Below are 18471 nucleotides of genomic sequence, written 5' to 3'. Positions count from 1 at the left end.
AGCCCGCCCGCGACTCATTCACTGCCCAACCACCGTCCACTCACCGCCCGCCCACGGCCCATTCACCGCCCATCCGGCATCCACCCGCCATCCATCTGCGGCCCATTCACCGCCCAGCCACCGTCCGCCCGCAGCCCACCCGCCTCAATTTGCATTTTCCAAATCCGCGCTGTATCATTGTGAAGTTGTGTGTTCAGCCAAGCGGCAAAAACGCGAGCGCCGGGCACGAAAGACTTGGAACAGACAAACACAAGGGAGTCCACCATGGCAACTCGTTGCGCAGTGTGCGGCAAGGGCCCGCAGACCGGCTACACCGTTTCGCATTCGCATATCCGTAACAAGCGTACCTTCCGCCCGAACCTCCAGCCGGTTCGCACCACCATCGACGGCGCCAACGTGCGCGTCCAGGTGTGCGTCAAGTGCCTGAAGGCCGGCAAGGTCCAGCGCGTGGCCGCGTGAATCGTGCCAATCGCAGCCTAGCGAACTTTTTCAGAACCCCGGAGTCGCCCGTCGGCCCCGGGGTTTTGCTTTGCCGCTTTCCGCACACCGACGAGTCCGCACGGGCGTTAGGATGGGTTTCATGAGTGTTTCGTTGGATACCGCCGTGTCGTCGCTGCTGACGAACCGGCGGCGCGCCGGCGCGCTCAAATCGCTGGGCATCGTCTCCGTGCGGGACGCGCTCACGTACTATCCGTTCCGCGTGACCGACCCGGTGCCGTCGCGCCCGATCCGCGAATCCAAGATCGGCATGCCGATCGCCTTCGCCGCGTCCGTTCAGGCCGTGCGCGCTGTGCCGATGAACGCCCGCCGCGGGTTCCGCCTCGAAGCCGTGGTGGCCGACGACGCCGGGACCGCGGCCCGGCTGGTGTTCTTCTCCTACAAGAAGCCGTATGTGGACTGGATGAGCATGCGGCTGCGGCAGGGCTCGCGCGTGGTGGTCGCCGGCTCGCCGAGCGAATTCAACGGGCAGCTGCAGTTCACGCACCCGGAGATCCTCACCATCGCGCCCGGGGGAGCCACGCCCTTGCCGGACACCGCCGGCTCGCTCAAGTTCGACGCCGATTCCGAGGAGCAGGCCCTGCGCCGCGTGTGCCGCCCGCGCCCGGTGTACCACGCCACGAGCCGCATCTCCTCCGACCACATCCACGAGTCGATCATGGGCTTTCTGGAAGCGCTGGACGCGCACGAGCTGCCGGACGTGCTGCCCGAATCCGTGCGCGAGGCGGACGGCTACCTGCATCGCGTCGAGGCGTTCCGTGCGGTGCATGATCCGGACACGACCGACGACTTCCGCCGGGGCATCGCCACGCTGCGCTACGAGGAGGCGTTCGTCAGCCAGACCGCGCTGGTGAAGACCCGACACAGCACGCATCAGGTCAAGGCGCACAACTGCTCGGGCGGCGAGGGGCTGGTCAGGCGGTTCGTGGCGTCGCTGCCGTTCGAGCTGACCGGCGGGCAGCGCTCGGTGGTGGACGACGTGACGCACGACATGGCCCGCGACTGGCCCATGCAGCGGCTGTTGCAGGGCGAGGTCGGCTCCGGCAAGACCGTGGTGGCCGTGGTCGCCATGCTCGACGCCGTGGGGGCCGGGCATCAGGCCGTGCTCGTCGCGCCCACGCAGGTGTTGGCCGAGCAGCATGCGGAGACGATCGCCGGCATGGTCGGCAGGATTCCCGGCGGGGACACGGAGGCGGAGGCGGGTACCCCCGAAGTCCCCGTCATCCTGCTCACCGGCGGCATGAAGCTCAAGGCCCGCCGCGCCGCGCTCGCCACGGTCGCGTCCGGCGTCCCCTGCATCGTGGTGGCCACGCACGCCGCATTCTCCAAGACGTTCCAGGCGCCCGATCTGGCGCTGGTGGTGATCGACGAGCAGCACCGCTTCGGCGTGGAGCAGCGCGAAACCCTGCGCCACCGCTACGACGTGGCCCCGCACCTGCTGGTCATGACCGCCACGCCAATCCCCCGCACGGCCGCGATGACGTGGTTCGGCGATCTGGACCTTTCGTGGCTCACCGAATTACCGGGCGGACGCAAGCCGATCCGCACGATCGTGGTGCCGGAGGCGGACGGCGGCACGATGGCCCGCATGTTCGCGCATCTGCGCGCGCGGGTGGACGCCGGGGAACGCGCCTACGTGGTCTGCGCGCGCATCGACGCCGACGACGCCACGGACGACGACGATTCGGCCGTCGAACTCATCGACGACGGGGACATCGGGGAGAACGGGGAGGCCGAAACCCGCCCGCCGCTGCATTCGGTCGCGGAGATCGCCGACCGCCTCGCCGCGCTGCCGCAATTCCGCGGGCTCAAGCTCGCCACGCTCACCGGCCGCGACGACGATGAGACCAAGACCCGCGTGATGGCCGAGTTCGCGGACGGCACCACGCCGATCCTGGTGGCCACCACGGTGATCGAGGTGGGCGTGGACGTGCCGCAGGCGAGCTGCATCGTGATCTTCGACGCCGACCGATTCGGGCTGTCGCAGCTGCACCAGCTGCGCGGGCGCGTGGGCCGCGGCGGCACGAATTCGTGGGCGTTCCTCATCTCCCGCGCCGAGCCGGACTCCATCGCGGCCCGTCGCCTCAACGTGATTCAGGGCACGCTGGACGGCGCCGAAATCGCGCAGGCCGATCTGGAGCTGCGCGGCGCCGGCGACGTGCTTGGCGACGCCCAGTCCGGCGGCAAGTCGAGCCTCAAGCTGCTGCGCGTGATCAAGGACGCCAAGCTCATCGAGCAGGCGCGCGGCGAGGCGGAGCGCGTGCTGGCGGACGATCCGGAGCTCGCGCACGAGCCGCAGCTGGCCGGCGCGGTGCTCGACTTCACCCGCGGCAGCGCCGACTTCCTCACCTCCACGTAGCAGCGCATCGCATCGAATCCGCTCACTTTGCCAGCTGCAAATCGCAGGATGAGCAAATCCGATGCGTGGCGGGCAAAAAACGCCGCTTAAACATCGGATTCGCTCATTTTGCCAATTCGGGGATGCGGAATGAGCGGATCGGATGCGTGATTGGGCCCCGGAACGCGGCACGCACGCTAGAGTGGTCCATATGCGCGTGATTTCAGGACGATTCAAGGGCTTCCAGCTGCCGACCGCCAAAACCGGCACCCGCCCGACCACCGACCGCACCAAGGAGGCGATCTTCTCGCACCTCGACTCGTGGGGCGTGATCGACGACGCGCGCGTGCTCGACCTGTTCGCCGGCACCGGGGCGCTCGGCATCGAGGCGCTGTCCCGAGGCGCCAAGGAGCTCGTGGCCGTGGAGGCCGCCGGTCCCGCCGCCACGCTGCTCGGCAAGACGTTCGCCGCGCTCAAGACGTCCCGCGCGTGGGACAACGGCATGAGCGCCCGCGCCATGCGCACCAAGGCCGAGTCGTTCGCAGCGGGATACGCCGGCCCCGGCTTCGACCTGATCCTCATCGACCCGCCATACGCGATGGAGACCGCGGCGTGCAACCGTCTGCTCGCGGACATCGTCGCCAACGGGGTGGCCGATCCGAACGCGATCATCATGTTCGAACGGTCCACCCGCTCGGAGCCGCTCACCGCGCCGGACGGCTGGGAGATCACCCAGTCGCGCGACTACGGCGAGACTGCCGTCGTCTACTTCGAACGCGCGGACGCCTGACCAGCCGAGGCGCCAGACCCGCCCGATGCTAGGCTTGGGACCGGCGGACCGGCATCAAGACCTGAAAACCAAAGGAAATCCAACACAATCGAGGTGTGCACATGAGCGACATCGGCATCATCGTGGCGTGCGTCGTGCTGGCCCTGTGGGGCGCGGCGCTGCTGTTCTCGGCGGACTGGGTGTGGCGTCTGGCATGCAAAATCACCGGCACCTACACCGACCCGAGCCGCGGAGCGCTGCTGTTCGCACGCATCTGCGGCTTCATCCTGTTCGTGATCGGCATCGGCGTCGTCACGAACATCGTGCTGTAATCACAGCCAGTCCAGCGGCGGCTTCCTCGCGGGCGCGGGGAACCGCCGGTCCAGCGCGGCCAAGTCGTCCGGCGTCAGCGTGATGCCCGCCGCCTCCACGTTGAGCCGCATGTGCGCGGGACTGCCGGCCTTGGGGATGGCGATCGTTTCGCCGTCGCGCATCGCCCATGCGAGCATGATCTGCACCGGCGTGGCGTCGTGCCGCCCGGCCACCGCGTTGAGCGTCGGGTCGTCGCGCAGACCGTACGCGAGCCGGCCTCCCTGCGCGAGCGGACTGTAGGCCATCATCGCCACGCCGTGATCGCGCATCCACGGCTTGAGACTTACCTCCACCCCGCGCGATTCCAAGTGGTAGAGCACCTGATTGGCCACGCATGAGTCGCCGCCGGGCACCCGCCACAGGGCCTCCATGTCGTCTACGTCGAAGTTGGACACGCCCCAGCGGCGGATCAGCCCGTCCGCGCGCAGCGACTCCATGCACGCGACGGTCTCCTCCAGCGGCACCGCGCCGGGCCAGTGCAGCAGGTACAGGTCCAGATAGTCCGTGCCGAGACGCTTGAGCGACGCCTCGCAGCTGGCGCGCATGTCCTTATGGCCGGCGTGCGACGGGATCACCTTGCTCACGATGCACAGTTCGCTCCGGTCGAGGCCGCGGATCGCCTCCCCCACCAGCGTCTCGACCTCGCCGTCGCCGTACAGCTCGGCCGTGTCGATCAGCTTCACGCCCAAGTCGACGCCCTCGCGCAGCGCCGCGATCTCGTCCGCCCGCCGATTCGCGTCCTCCGCCATATGCCAGGTCCCCATGCCCATCGTCTGCATCACGCCGCCATCGCGCAGCGCCACCGTGCCGATCGCACCGCCTGCGCCAACCGCGCCTTCAATCCGGTGAGTTCCCATACCAGCCCCCTTCATCGTCGTTGACCGGGTAACTCCTACCCTCCACTGTAAGCGCCGCCCCCGCCACCGGCGCGCCGAATTCAGCGAACATTCAGCCTTTACCGGTGAAACTTCCACATTCGCCGAATCCCCGCGCAAGCCGGACCACTAGTATGGCAGGCATGGAACTCATGCTTGACTGGTTGCACGCCAACGCGGGCAAACTGCTGTTGTTCGTCATCGTCTTCGTGGCCGCGGCCGTCGCGTCGCGTCTGGTGAAGCGCTGGACCATCCGCCTGCTCAACAAGACGGACGTGCCGAGCGCGTCGATCTTCGCGAACATTCTGCGCGTGCTCATCTGGGTGGTGGCGGCCAGCATGGTCCTCCAACCGGTGTTCGGCATCAACCCGCAGACGATCATCACGGCGCTCGGCGTCGGCGGCGTCGCCATCTCGCTGGGCTTGAAGGACACGGTCGCCAACGTGATCGGCGGCTTCGGCCTCATGCTCGGCAAGGTGATCCAGCCCGGCGACGAGGTGACGATCGCGAGCGCCACCGGCACCGTGAAGGACATCACGTGGCGCCACACGGTGATCCGCGAGCGCAACGGCAACGAGCTGGTGATCCCGAATTCGGTGCTCAACACCAAGGAGCTCAAGAAGATGCCGGCGGCCAACGAGGCGCTGGTGACCGTGCCGTTCACCGCGAAGGCCGGCACGGATCCGGACGCCATGTCCGCGCGGATTGTGGCGACCGTAAGCGCCGCGACCGCCGATCTCGCGCTGCCGGGATCCACGCCGCTGGTGAAGCTCACGGGCTTTTCGCCCTACGGCCTCGAGGGCGAGGTGTGGGCGTTCGCGAAGCCGGGCGTGTTCCAGTCCACCATGAAGGATGCGGTCACGCGTTCGCTGGCCAACGCCGATTTTCTGGAGCAGCGCGCCGCGATCGGGGAGTAATCGAGGACCGATTCGATTTCTGACCTAACGCGTCGGGTACAAACGCCGAAAACCGCCCTCCTCGTACCGTCGTTCCGCCGGTTTCAGGCGGTTCCGGGACCGCGCTACTTCACGTATGAGGTCAGAAATCGAATGCGCCCACCGCGGGACGCGCCGCGGAGCGCAGAAACTACCATCGGCCGGCGATGGGAGTGCCGCATTCGGGGCATTTCGCAGTCCCGTCGGGCGCGGCATGCCCGTCCAGCCGGTTCGAGACGATCCGGTACCAGTCGCGCTCCACGAGCACGGCCCCGCAGTCGGGGTTCGGGCAGTACGTGGTGTCGCCCTCCGGATAGTGCACGTTGCCGGTGTAAACGTAGTTGAGTCCCTCGGCGTATGCGATCTCGCGGGCGCGCAGCAGCGTGGCGAGCGGCGTGGGCGGTACGTCCCGCATCTTGTAGTCGGGGTGGAACGCGGAGAAGTGCAGGGGCACGTCCGGCCCGCAGTGCTCGCGGATCCAGGCGCACTCGGCGTGCAGCTGCGCGTCGTCGTCGTTGCGCCCGGGGATGAGCAGCGTGGTGAGCTCCACCCACACGTGCTCGTCGTTGGGCGTGCGCGCCTCGTTGACCGCGTAGTCGATGGTGTCGAGCACGTCCTGCAGGTGCGTGCCGGTGACCGACTGGTAGAAGTCCTCGGTGAAGCCCTTCAAGTCGATGTTGGCCGCGTCCATGGCGTTGTAGAAGTCGGGGCGCGCGGCGGCGCTCATGTAGCCGGCGGTGACGGCGATCGGATGGATGCCCTTCTCGCGGCACGCGTCCGCGGTGTCGATCGCGTATTCGGCGAACACGATCGGATCGTTGTAGGTGAAGGCCACCGAGGTCACGCCGCGGCTGGCGGCGGAAGCGGCGATGTCGTCGGGTTCGGCTTCCACGGCCACGCGGTCCCAGCTGCGGGCGCGGGAGATGTCCCAGTTCTGGCAGAACTTGCACGCGGAGTTGCACCCGGCCGTGCCGAAGCTCAGCACGGAGCTGCCCGGGTGGAAGTGGTTGAGCGGCTTCTTTTCGACCGGGTCGAGCGCGAAGCCGGAGGACCGGCCGTACGTGTCGAGCTCGATGTGCCCCTCGTGGTTGGAGCGCACGAAGCAGAAGCCTCGCTGCCCTTCGCGCAGCTTGCATTCGCGCGGGCACAGGTCGCACTGCACGCGGCCGTCGTCGAGCGGATGCTGCCAGCGCCCGAACACCGGGTGCATGACCTGCGCCTGCGTCTCCGCACTCATGGCAGCCTCCCTTCGCACCTTGCCCGTTCCAACGCGCTCACCTGTACGCTCGAACAGTGTACCGCCGGGCGGTTATCTCGCCGTTTCGCCAGTCCATATTCGCCGGCAGCCCGGCCTTGGCCAGCAGATGCCCGACGAACTCATGCGGGTCCGGCAGCTCGTCCCACACCTGCGGCAGGAACGTGGCCGCACGCCCCACGCCGTCGCTGATGATCAACCCATCCACGCCCGGCTTGAGCGCCCGTTCCAACGCGTCCCGCGAACGCACGCCGACCATCGGCTCCGGTTCGCCCAGCACGGACACCTCGAAACGCAGCAGCGGGTATTCGCCCGGTCCGACCGGGTAGAAGCGCGGATCGTGCACGGCCGCGTCCACCGCATGCTCGGCCACGTCCGCGCCGAGCGACTGACTGGCCCTCAGCGACCCGATGCAACCGCGCAGCCGCCCGTTTTCGGTCAACGTCACAAAGCTCGCGCCCGGCTCGTCCAGCCACGGATGCGCGGCCCGGATCTCCGCCACCGATGGCCCGTCCACGTCGATGCCCAGATGCTCGGCCAGCGCGGTCCGCGCAAGCCGCAGCAACACGCTTCCCTCGTGTTCGTGCTCATGCCCGCATTCATGTTCCCGTCCCGGAACCGCGGCTCCCAGCGCGGTGGCTCCCGCCGCCTTCTCCGTCGTCTCCGCGCCTCCCACCGATTCCGGTTCCTCCGCCGACTCCAATTCATCCGACGGCTCCGGTTCCGCATATTGTCCGTCCCGCTCGGGTTCCCCGACCTTCCCGGTCTCCTCCCACAGCGCCCAGCTCGCATACCCGACCACGCGGTCGTACGGATCCGCCATGGCCGGCCGCTCCTCGCCCGCGAGCGCCACCTCGCCGCCGTCCCCGGACGTGCTGCACCCGAGGAATTCCAGCCGCAGACGCCGCTCACCGGAGCCTGAACCGGCACCGATCCCCGAGCCGGCACCTGCGTCCAAGCCCGAACCCGAGCCCATAGGGCTTTTTATTTCAGTGGTGACAGCGTGGGCACGTTGTGGGCCCAATGTGCCCACATTGTCACCACCTTCGCAAACACCCATATCGCCTCGGCCGGCCGACGGGCGAGATGCCCGAGAAGAGGGACGGGCATTGTCCGGACGTTGCACGGTCGAAGGCCCGGCATCGTCCGTTCCCTCCCCACGGTCCCCCTCGGCTCCCCGAACCATCACGTCGAGCAGCCCGTTGATCGGGTACGCCCCGCACGCGCGGTCGGGCGAAATCGGATAGTCCAGCGCGTTGACGCGTCCGATCGTCTCGTCGTCGATGGTCCGTCCGACGCGCTCGGGATGATAGTGCGACAGGTCGGAGCTGATCACGATCACGGTTTCCAGGCCACCCCACAGGGCGCGCAACGCGTCGCCGACCTCGCGCGGCGTGGCGTCGCCGGCGTTGAGCGGCACGATCGCCACGTCCGGTCCGAGCACCTTCTGCAGGAATGGCACCTGCACCTCCACGGCATGCTCCCGCGCATGCGTCGGATCATTGACGATCAACCGGCCGGCGTCCAGCGCCGACCGTTCGGCGTCCACGTCCACGCGGACCGTGCCGAGCGGCGTCTCCCATGCGTCGGCGGTGGACATGGCCACGCCGCGCACGGGCACGCGATGCGTCGGTCCCACGATCACCGCACGGCTCACCGTGCCCCGTCCGGCGGCCAGCAGTGCGTAGGCCAGCGCGGCCGTGGTGCCGGAATACACGTAGCCGGCGTGCGGCACGATCACCGCCTTCGGCCAGCGCCGCCCGGCCTCGTCGGAGGAATCGGACCGCGCGCCGGATCCCGCGCCAAGCCCGAGGCGCCTGCGCGCATATGCCAATTGATCCTCGATCATCGCGTCCAGCCGGGCCGCATCGCCCGGATAGAACGCCCCCGCCACCGCGGCGGGACGAATGCTGCGGAACCGTTCATCACCCATGTCGGATCGCTTCCTTACTCCCCTCGGCAATGTGAGGGCAAACGACGAGGGGTAGCCGTCAGGCACCACAGTACCCGCCAGCTACCCCTCGGATTCGTCGGAAGCGCGAACGTCGGCGCGGTGCGCTCAGCGCAGCACGCCCTCGATGAGCCTGGTGATCAGCTCGGTGTAGCTCACGCCGGTCGCCTCCCACGCCTTGGGGTACATGGAGATCGGGGTGAAGCCGGGCATGGTGTTGATCTCGTTGATCATCACGTCGCCGTTCGGCGTCACGAAGGTGTCCACGCGGCTCAGACCGGCAAGGTCGAGCGCCTTGAACGCCTTGACGGCCGTCTCGCGCACGCGCTGCAGCGTCTCGTCGGGCAGGTGCGCCGGCACCTCCACGTGGGAGGCCTCGGCGTCGGTGTACTTGGAGTCGAAGTCGTAGAACTGGTCGTCGCCGGCGTTGCGGCGGTCGAGCACGATCTCGCCGGGCCAGCTGGCGGCCGGCTCGTCGGTGGCCTTGGGCGCCAGCACCGCGCACTCGATCTCGCGGCCCTCGATGCCCTGCTCCACGAGCACCTTCCAGTCGTGCTTGCTGGCCTCGAACACGGCGGCGATCAGCTCGGCCGCGTCGCCGGGACGCTCCACCTTAGTCACGCCGAAGCTGGAGCCCGCGCGGGACGGCTTCACGAACAGCGGGTAGGCCAGTCCGGCGGCCTCCACCTGCGCCAGCACGGCGTCGGCGTTCGCGGCGAACTCGTCGGCGGCGTCGAACAGGCGGGTGTCGAGCGTGATGCCCGGGGCGGTGGCGATGCCGGCCGCGTTGAGCACCACCTTGGTGAAGTGCTTGTCCATGCACGCCGCGGACGCGAACACGCCGCAGCCCACGTACGGCACGTTCATCATCTCGAGCAGCCCCTGCACGGTGCCGTCCTCGCCGTACGGGCCGTGGAGCACCGGGAACACCGCGTCCACATGGCCCAGCGACACCGGGTCGCCGCCGTTCGGATCGCCGGCGAAGAAGCCGTCCTGGCCGAGCGCGATGTCCAGCACGACCGGGCGGGAGCCGGGCGTGATCTCCACGCTCGGCAGGTCGCCGCCGTTGAGGTCCCAGCCGCGCGGATCCTCGCCGTCCACGATCCACTTGCCGTCGCGCGTGATGCCCACCGGGATCGGCTCGAACTTCTCCGTGTCAATGGCCTTGAGCACGCCGGCCGTGGAAATGCAGGAGATCGGATGCTCATCCGCGCGCCCGCCGTACAACACCACAATCCGCTTCTTCGCCATCGTCCTTACAACTCCTCTGCTCGTGGTTCCGATTGCGTCCGTCGTCTAACGTCCGTTGGCTAAGATTACTCCGCGGTGATTTCGGTGCCGAACAGTTCGCCCAGCATCTGCTCACAACTAATACCTTCGTGCAGCACGTGGCTCATCGCGAAGGCGAGCGGGGTGGGCACGTGCAGCTGGTCGCCGAGCGCGACGACCGCGTCCGTGGTGGGCACGCCCTCGGCTACGCCGTTGGACACCTTGGTGGCTTCCTCGACCGTGAGGCCCTTGCCGAGGTTCGCGCCGAACGTGTAGTTGCGGCTCAGCGGGGAGCCGCACGTGGCGATCAGGTCGCCCACGCCGGCGAGTCCCGCGAAGGTCTTCGGGTCGGCGCCCGCGGCCTTGCCGAGCGCGGTCAGCTCCGCCAGTCCGCGCGTCTCGATCATCGCGGCCGTGTTCTCCCCGTAGCCGGCGCCGCGGGCCATGCCGACGGCGAGCGCGACCACGTTCTTCAGGCTGCCGCACATCTCCAGGCCGATCACGTCGTTGGAGGTGAACGGGTGGAAGTAGCTCGTGGAGCACGCGTTGGCCACCTTCGCGGCGGCGTACGGGTTGGTGGAGGCGACCACGGTAGCGCTGGGCTCGCGCGCGGCGATCTCCTTGCTCAGGTTCGGGCCGGACACCGCCACGAAGCGATTCTCCGGCAGGTCGAGCGCCTCGCGCACCACCTCGTCCATACGCTTGTTGGTGCCGCGCTCGATGCCCTTCATGAGGCTCACCACGATCGCGTGCGCGGGGATGATGTCCCTGAAGTCGGCGAGCGCCTTGCGAGCCGCCTGAGCCGCGATCGCCACGACGACGATCTCCGCGTCCCGCACCGCCTCGGCGCGGTCGCCGGTCGCGGTCATGTTCTCCGGCAGCCTCTCCACGGAGGGCAGGCGCACCGCGTTGTGATGATGGTCGCGGATGCCCTCCACGATCTCCGGCTCGATCGCCCACATCGTCACGCTGTTGCCCGCGTCCGCCAGCACCTGACCGAAGGTGGTGCCCCAAGCTCCGGCTCCCAGAACGGTAATGTTCGTCATCGTGTCGCCTCCTCTTGGAGTTCCGTCATATTGCCTCGGCTCCGCGAAGTCGCCTCGGCGTCGCCTACCGGCAGCCCACCGGGCTGCCGCCTTAACGGCTCCGCCCAAGCTCCGGCTCCCAAAACGGTAATGTTCGTCATGAACGGTCACTCCTCATTCCCAGTATTCCCAGTCCACACATCATGTCCAATCTACACGCTTCCGCTTCTCCGGTCACGTGGCCCAGTCGCATGGCCGCATACGTGACCATGACCGTGACAGAGTGCGTGACAGAGACCGGATGGCCCGGTGCGCGTCAGACGCATAATGGCGTCATTGCAACGATTTGCGGTCCACGTGACCGTGAGCGCCCGCGCTTCGTCACGGCCACGGCCACGATGCCGGTCCCTGTCACGCAGCCGCGGCCCATCGTCACGCAGCCGACCGGTCAGGCGTGGATGTCGATCGGCTTGCGGCTCATCGTGCGATAGTCCCAGTACCCCTCGGCGGGGAACTTCTCGCCGCGGATCTCCTCCATGAGCACGTTGAGCCTGCGGAACACGCGGTCGGTCAGCTCGTTGACCTTGTCGACCGGCGGCTCCTCGCCCCAATCGGCCATGTCGTCCAGCAGATCGCCGTATTCGAGCTGATGGTCGTAGCACATCACCACGTTCTTGCGCGGCCACGGCCACCAGTGGTTGATGCTCGCCGCGCCCCACGTGGCGGCGCAGAACAGCGGCACCTCATGCCCGAGCCGGTGCGACGCCTCGAGCGCGATGTAGCCCACGCCCTCCTTGATGCTCATGACCCACTTCTGCGGGTCGCGCGTCACCGTGCCCTCGGGCCAGACCGTCAGCGGCCGTCCGGAGGTGAGGATCCCCACGCTCGTCTCCTCGATCGCCTTCGCCTTGCCGGAGTGGCGCTGGACCGGCTGCATGCCCACCAGCTGGAACCACTTGCCGATCAGCGGCCACTTGGCCATCTCCGCCTTGGCCATGTAGCGCGGGCGGCGGCCCATGTGGAACAGCGACGCCATCGGCACGAACACGTCGAACATCGTCACGTGCGAGGCCGCAGTGATGAACGGTCCCTCCTCGGGCACGTTCTCCAGCCCCCACGCGCGGGTCTTGCAGCTGGCGCGGAACACCACGTCCACGCCGGTGAGCAGGCGCTTGGTGCCCTTGGGATGCTGCGCGTTGATCTCCGCCACGTTGGCCTTGCGCGGGCCGGTGGGGAAATCACGCATGGGGTCGACGAGCGTGTGTTCGCGGGCGAGCTTCGCCACCTGTGCGTCGCTCAGGGGCTTGACGGCCGAACGCGGCGACGGTTTTCCTTTGGATGCCATGCGTCCCATTGTGCCCCAGCCGGCGTACCGACGCGACGACCGGGCCGAATCGGGGCCGCCATTGCGTGCGGACGCGGACGGATGGGCACAGACCGGCGGGGCGTTGGAGATTCCCGCATTCCTTTGCCTTTCCTTCCCCCTCCCTGCCGCGTCCCAATCCGCACCCATTTTTGAGATTGGATGCGATTCAAGACACAAACCCCCGCTTCTGTGTCTCAATCCGCCGCCACTTTTGCAAACGGATGCGGATTGAGACACACAACATGCCGTTTGCGTCTCAATCCGCACCCATCCGCGGAAATGGATGCGAATCGAGACACACAACCCGGACGTTGTATCTCAATCCGCCGCCAACAACGAAAACGGCGGCGGTTTGGGACACAGGAGGAGCGCTCCCTGTCCCAAACCACCGTCGCAATGTCCATATGCGATCAGCCGTCAGCGATCGGCGCCAAGCATGCCAGTCAACGATCGGCAATTAACAATTAGCCAACGGCCCGCCTTCGGCCCTGCAATTACGGACCGGCCGGGGCCGGGCCCAACGCTGGCCTCGCCGCCGTGGTGGCGGCGAGGCGCAGGGCCTGTTGGAAGCCCACCGGGCTTCCAACAGGCTGATCACGCCGCTAGGCGCGATCAGCCAACGGTCCCGCCCATTCAGCCTCGTTCTCCGGCTCGCGGGCGGAGACGACCTTCTCCTCGGCCCAGTGCTTGGCCGGGATGGTTTTGGGCTTGAACGGGAAGCGCTCGGCGCGCATCTTCTCGTAGGCGGCGATGTCGTCCTCGTGCTGCAGCGTCAGGTCGATGTCGTCGTAGCCGTTCATCAGGCGCCAGCGCACGTAGTCGCCCACCTCGAACGGCAGGGTCACGTCGCCGCAGGTCACCGTGCGGTCCTCCAGAGAGACGGTCATCTCGCGGCCGGGCTCCTCCTCCAGCAGCTTCCACAGCAGCTCAACGGACTCCTGCGGCATGATGGCCGCCAGCACGCCGTTCTTGGCGGTGTTGCCGTAGAAGATGTCCGCGAAGCTGGGCGCGATCACCACGCGGAAGCCGTAGTCGTGCAGGGCCCACACCGCGTGCTCGCGCGAGGAGCCGATGCCGAATTCGGGGCCGGCCACCAGAATGCGGCCGGGCGCGTATTCGGGCTGGTTGAGCACGAACTTCGGGTCACGGCGCCACGCGTAGAACAGCGCGTCGTCGAAACCGCTCTTGGTGACGCGCTTGAGGAACACGGCGGGGATGATCTGGTCGGTGTCGACGTTGGAGCGGCGCAGCGGCACGCCCACGCCGGTGATTTTCACGAGTTTTTCCATGGGTTTCCAGTCCTTCTACCTAAATCACGCTACCTGAATCACAGGTCCGCCGGAATCACAGATCCGCCGGCGACGAGATCGTGCCGCGGATGGCGGTGGCGGCAGCGACCTGCGGCGACGCGAGGTGCGTGCGCGACCCCTTGCCCTGACGGCCTTCGAAGTTGCGGTTCGACGTGGAGATCGAGCGCTCGTCCGGCACGAGCTTGTCCGGGTTCATGCCCAGACACATCGAGCAACCGGCGTTGCGCCATTCCGCGCCGAAGTCCTTGAAGATCTTGTCGAGGCCCTCCTTCTCCGCCTGCAGACGCACGCGGGAGGACGCCGGCACCACGAGCACGCGGTGGATCGACTTGGCCTTGTGGTGGCCCTTCATGATCGCCGCGGCGGCGCGCAGGTCGTCGATGCGGCCGTTGGTGCACGAGCCGATGAACACGGTGTCCACGGGGATCGACTTGATCGGCATGCCGGGCTTCAAGTCCATGTACTTCAGGGCGCGTTCGGCGGCGGCGCGCTTGGTCGCGTCGGCGATGTCCTCCGGCACCGGCACGTTCGCGGTGATCGGCAGGCCCTGGCCGGGGTTGGTGCCCCACGTGACGAACGGGCCGAGCTTGGTCGCGTCGATGTCCACGACCTTGTCGAACACGGCGTCGTCGTCGGTCTTCAGCGTCTTCCAGTACTCGACGGCCTTGTCCCACATCTCGCCCTCCGGCGCGTGCGGGCGGCCCTTGAGGTACTCGAACGTGGTCTCGTCCGGCGCGATCATGCCGGCGCGGGCGCCCGCCTCGATGGACATGTTGCACACGGTCATGCGCTCGTCCATGGTCATGTTGCGGATCGCCTCGCCGCGGTATTCGATCACGTGGCCCTGGCCGCCGCCGGTGCCGATCTTCGCGATGATCGCGAGGATGACGTCCTTGGCGGTCGCGTCGGCCGGCAGCTTGCCGTTGACGTTGATCGCCATGGTCTTGAACGGCTTCAGCGACAGGGTCTGGGTGGCCATCACGTGCTCCACCTCGGAGGTGCCGATGCCGAACGCGAGCGCGCCGAACGCGCCGTGCGTGGAGGTGTGGGAGTCGCCGCACACGATGGTCATGCCCGGCTGCGTGAGGCCGAGGATCGGCGCGAACGCGTGGACGATGCCCTGGTCCGCGTCGCCGAGCGGGTGCAGGCGCACGCCGAACTCCTTGCAGTTCCTCTCCAGCGTGCTCAGCTGCAGGGCGCTGGTCTTGTCCGGGTTCGGGCGGTCGATGTCGACCGTGGGGGTGTTGTGGTCCTCCGTGGCGATGAGCTGGTCCACGTGGCGCGGCTTGCGGCCGGCCAGACGCAGTCCCTCGAACGCCTGCGGGCTGGTAACCTCGTGCATGAGCATGAGGTCGATGTACAGCAGATCGGGCGCCCCGTCGCTGCCCTTGCGTACCAGATGATCGGCCCAGACCTTCTCGGCCAATGTCGTTCCCATACTTAGGGACCTCCTCGATTCTTTTCCGCGCGAGGTATTGCCTTCGCGCACCTTGTGTGCTATACAGCGTATGGGCCGGGGTTGGTATGCGAGCCCCGCGCGGCCGGTATATGAGATGTGCCCGCGGCGGGCTATTGGCCGATTTCCAACGAATCGTTGATATTCCAACGTTTTGCCGGCGTCCGTATGATGGCGGGCGTGGATTGCGGAAACCGAGGGGCATATTTTCTCGCTAAATGGACATCACCCCGGATTTGCATTTCACATTATGAGATGGCAGAATGCTCCTCATGACTTCCGAAGAGAGTGACGACACCATGGCCGCAGCGCGCGCGGCCGCAGAAGCGCGCCCCCAGCAGCCCGCCCAGACCGCGCAGACGCCCGATGACGGCGAGATCCACTCCGGCGTCGGCGTCCTCGACAAAACCGTGAAGATTCTGGACGCGCTGGAGTCCGGCCCGTCCACGCTGGGCCAGCTCGTGGCCGCCACCGGACTCGCCCGCCCGACCGCGCACCGCCTCGCCATCGCCCTCGAACGCCACCGCTTCGTGCTGCGCGATTCCCACGGCCGCTTCGTGCTCGGCTCCCGCTTCGCCGAACTGGCCGCGGCCGCCGGCGAGGACCGCCTGCTCACCGCCGCCGGCCCGATCCTCAGGACCCTGCTCGACCGTACCGGCGAATCCGCGCAGATCTACCGCCGTCAGGGCGACCAGCGCGTGTGCATCGCGGCCGTCGAGCGCGCCTCCGGTCTGCGCGACTCCATCCCCGTGGGCGCCATGCTCTCCATGCAGGCCGGCTCCGCCGCGCAGATCCTGCTCGCGTGGGAGGACTCCGAGCGCATGCACCAGGGCCTGCGCCACGCCAAATTCACCGCCACCAAGCTCACTCAGGTCCGCAAGCGCGGCTGGGCCGAGTCGGTCAACGAGCGCGAGGAGGGCGTGTGCTCCATCTCCGCGCCCATCCGCAACGCGTCCGGCCAGGTGATCGCCGCCATCTCCATCTCCGGCCCGACCGGCCGCATGGGCATGCAGCCCGGCCGCCACTACGCGCCGCTGGTCATGGCCGCCGGCAAATACCTGACCGAAGCGCTCATCAAGGCCTCCACCCTCGGCGCGATGTAGCCGCTCCCGCCGCAACATCCCAAAGCATCCCGATCGGTCCAACCTGCACCCCATCCAGCGCAGCTTGGACCGATCATGCGTTTTTCAGGCCTCCAGCAGAGCCCCAAATCGACCGATCGGTCCAATCTACGGCGAAACGGGCGCAGCTTGGACCGATTAAGCAATACGGCCGCGCATTTTCGCAAATTTGTGATTTCGGACCTTTGGAAGCGGTTTCATGCCGGCCGCAGCCGCCCTCACGGGTCCAAAACCGCAAGTTTGCCATTTTGGATACAGTAGAGGGCATGACGTCTTTGCTGAACCACCCCCTCGGCGCGCAGCCCGGCAAACCCGGAGACAGAAGCGCCTTCTCCTTCGAAACGATCACGCGTCTGCCCAACGCCGCCAACGGACTGGGCCGCGACGGCGCGCGCTACGGCCGCACCGGCATCATCCACACCCCGCACGGCGACATCAGGACCCCCGCGTTCGTGCCCGTCGGCACGCAGGCCGCCATGAAGGCCGTCCTGCCCGAGCAGATGAAGGATCTCGGCGCGCAATGCCTGCTCGCCAACGCGTTCCACCTCTTCGAGCGCCCCGGCGAGGACACCATCGACATGTCCGGCGGTCTGGCGCGCTACATGAACTGGGACGGACCCACCTACACGGACTCCGGCGGCTTCCAGGTGCTCTCGCTCGGCGCCGGCTTCAAGAAGACGCTCGCCATGGACGTGACGGGTCTCAAGTCCGACGACGTGATCGCCAAGGGCAAGCAGCGCCTCGCGTTCGTGGACGAGGACGGCGTGACCTTCAAGTCCCCCCTCAACGGCGACGAACACCGCTTCTCCGCGGAGATCTCCATGGGCATCCAGCACAAGATCGGCGCGGACATCATGTTCGCGTTCGACGAGCTCACTACGCTCATGAACACGCGGTCGTATCAGGAGCAGTCCGTGGAGCGCACCTACCGATGGGCGCAGCGCTGCGTGGCCGAGCACCAGAGGCTGACCGAGGCGCGCGTGGGCAAGCCGTATCAGGCGCTGTTCGGCGTGGTGCAGGGCGCCAACTACGAGGACCTGCGCCGGCGCGCGGCCTCGCAGATCGCCTCGCTCGACTTCGACGGCGTGGGCATCGGCGGCGCGATCGAAAAGCGCATCCTCGGCCAGACGTGCGCGTGGATCTGCGACGAAATGCCGGAGAACCGCCCCCGCCACGTGCTGGGCATCGCGGCCGTGGACGACATCTTCGCCGCGGTGGAGAACGGCGGCGACACCTTCGACTGCGTGGCCCCCGCCCGCTGCGCCCGCAACGGCGCCCTCTTCACGCGCGACGGCCGCTGGAACATCAAGCGCGCGCAGTTCAAGAACGACTTCTCCCCCATCGAGGCCGACTGCGACTGCTACACCTGCCAGCACTACTCGCGCTCCTACGTGGACCACCTGCTGCGCGCCCGCGAATACAACGGATTCACGCTCGCCACCATCCACAACGAGCGCTTCTTCGTGCGTCTGCTCGAGGAGATCCGCGCGTCCATCGACGGCGGCTATTTCGACGAGTACCGCGACGAGACGCTGGCCCGCTTCTACGCCAACGGCTCGCGGGGCTGATCCGCGGCCGGGGAGTTCGATTTGCAGCGGCGAGCGAGACGAGGAGCTGAGCGCGGCGTCGGGGCGGGGCGACGGTAGTGCCGGGAGACGGTGGTGCCGGGCGATCGTGGGACCAAGCGATGGCAAGACCGAACGGCAGCATGGCCGAGCGATGGCAAGATCAACCGGCAGTAAGTCCGAACGACGGTCAGTCCGAGCCGAATTGAGCAAATCCAGTGCGGCACGGCACCTTATTGGGGGGTGCGGACGAAAAGTTGGACGCTTTGGCGTCCGGATTGGAGTCCGCAATGTACCGCAAGGACGTCAAGCGCATGGTCGTCGGCCTGTTCTACGACGACCGCATCAACGCGCCCGAGATCATCC

15 protein-coding genes are annotated in these 18471 nt (G+C 67.5%); 7 read left to right on the top strand and 8 right to left on the bottom strand.

Annotation, left to right across the window (positions count from 1 at the left end; all coding sequences use genetic code 11):
* The first annotated feature begins 264 nt into the window (after nt 1-264).
* From rpmB to DSM100685_RS10205, 4 genes are all read left to right on the top strand, one after another.
* Nucleotides 265-459: a 50S ribosomal protein L28 gene (gene rpmB, locus DSM100685_RS10220; protein WP_152351233.1), complete on the top strand. Its 195-nt coding sequence runs from the start codon at nt 265-267 to the stop codon at nt 457-459.
* A gap of 121 nt (nt 460-580) precedes the next feature.
* Nucleotides 581-2857, top strand: coding sequence for an ATP-dependent DNA helicase RecG (locus DSM100685_RS10215; protein WP_152351232.1), 2277 nt, complete (start codon nt 581-583; stop codon nt 2855-2857).
* Nucleotides 2858-2999: 142 nt separating this feature from the next.
* The gene (rsmD, locus tag DSM100685_RS10210; RefSeq protein WP_152351231.1) at nt 3000-3626 is read left to right on the top strand and encodes a 16S rRNA (guanine(966)-N(2))-methyltransferase RsmD; all 627 of its coding nucleotides are present in this window, start codon (nt 3000-3002) and stop codon (nt 3624-3626) included.
* Nucleotides 3627-3727: 101 nt separating this feature from the next.
* Nucleotides 3728-3937: a DUF6199 family natural product biosynthesis protein gene (locus tag DSM100685_RS10205; RefSeq protein WP_152351230.1), complete on the top strand. Its 210-nt coding sequence runs from the start codon at nt 3728-3730 to the stop codon at nt 3935-3937.
* On the opposite strand, the gene DSM100685_RS10200 is transcribed toward DSM100685_RS10205, so the two are convergent.
* Nucleotides 3938-4834: an aldo/keto reductase gene (locus tag DSM100685_RS10200; RefSeq protein ID WP_239512598.1), complete on the bottom strand. Its 897-nt coding sequence runs from the start codon at nt 4832-4834 to the stop codon at nt 3938-3940.
* A gap of 161 nt (nt 4835-4995) precedes the next feature.
* Between DSM100685_RS10200 and DSM100685_RS10195 the strand changes: the two genes are divergently transcribed.
* Nucleotides 4996-5769 (top strand): mechanosensitive ion channel family protein, encoded by a 774-nt coding sequence (locus tag DSM100685_RS10195; protein ID WP_204314208.1) that lies wholly within the window; start codon nt 4996-4998, stop codon nt 5767-5769.
* Between the two features lie 169 nt (nt 5770-5938).
* On the opposite strand, the gene amrS is transcribed toward DSM100685_RS10195, so the two are convergent.
* From amrS to leuC, 7 genes are all read right to left on the bottom strand, one after another.
* The gene (amrS, locus tag DSM100685_RS10190; protein ID WP_152351228.1) at nt 5939-7024 is read right to left on the bottom strand and encodes an AmmeMemoRadiSam system radical SAM enzyme; all 1086 of its coding nucleotides are present in this window, start codon (nt 7022-7024) and stop codon (nt 5939-5941) included.
* Nucleotides 7025-7061: 37 nt separating this feature from the next.
* On the bottom strand, nt 7062-8975 hold the full coding sequence (gene amrB / locus DSM100685_RS11030; RefSeq protein WP_239512599.1) for an AmmeMemoRadiSam system protein B: 1914 nt from the start codon (nt 8973-8975) through the stop codon (nt 7062-7064).
* Nucleotides 8976-9101: 126 nt separating this feature from the next.
* A complete protein-coding gene (locus tag DSM100685_RS10180; RefSeq protein WP_152351227.1) occupies nt 9102-10244 on the bottom strand; it encodes a D-alanine--D-alanine ligase family protein in 1143 nt (380 codons plus the stop codon).
* Nucleotides 10245-10309: 65 nt separating this feature from the next.
* Nucleotides 10310-11308 carry an NAD(P)H-dependent glycerol-3-phosphate dehydrogenase gene (locus DSM100685_RS10175; RefSeq protein WP_152351226.1) on the bottom strand — a complete coding sequence of 333 codons (999 nt, stop codon included), beginning with the start codon at nt 11306-11308 and terminating at the stop codon, nt 10310-10312.
* 427 nt (nt 11309-11735) lie between these two features.
* The gene (locus tag DSM100685_RS10170; protein WP_152351225.1) at nt 11736-12632 is read right to left on the bottom strand and encodes a lysophospholipid acyltransferase family protein; all 897 of its coding nucleotides are present in this window, start codon (nt 12630-12632) and stop codon (nt 11736-11738) included.
* Between the two features lie 623 nt (nt 12633-13255).
* A complete protein-coding gene (leuD, locus tag DSM100685_RS10165) occupies nt 13256-13942 on the bottom strand; it encodes a 3-isopropylmalate dehydratase small subunit (protein ID WP_152351224.1) in 687 nt (228 codons plus the stop codon).
* A 55-nt stretch (nt 13943-13997) separates the two neighbouring features.
* Nucleotides 13998-15401 (bottom strand): 3-isopropylmalate dehydratase large subunit, encoded by a 1404-nt coding sequence (leuC, locus tag DSM100685_RS10160; protein WP_152351223.1) that lies wholly within the window; start codon nt 15399-15401, stop codon nt 13998-14000.
* A 290-nt stretch (nt 15402-15691) separates the two neighbouring features.
* Here leuC and DSM100685_RS10155 point away from each other — a divergent pair, with 290 nt between their 5' ends.
* Both DSM100685_RS10155 and tgt read left to right on the top strand, forming a co-directional pair.
* Entirely contained in the window at nt 15692-16522 is an 831-nt protein-coding gene (locus tag DSM100685_RS10155) for an IclR family transcriptional regulator (RefSeq protein WP_152351222.1), read from the top strand.
* A 284-nt stretch (nt 16523-16806) separates the two neighbouring features.
* Nucleotides 16807-18108 carry a tRNA guanosine(34) transglycosylase Tgt gene (tgt, locus tag DSM100685_RS10150; RefSeq protein WP_152351221.1) on the top strand — a complete coding sequence of 434 codons (1302 nt, stop codon included), beginning with the start codon at nt 16807-16809 and terminating at the stop codon, nt 18106-18108.
* Nucleotides 18109-18471 lie beyond the last annotated feature (363 nt).

The sequence above is a fragment of the Bifidobacterium avesanii genome (assembly GCF_009299475.1).
GTDB classification, from domain to species: Bacteria; Actinomycetota; Actinomycetes; order Actinomycetales; family Bifidobacteriaceae; genus Bifidobacterium; species Bifidobacterium avesanii.
This window is presented reverse-complemented; position numbering and strand designations above follow the sequence as displayed.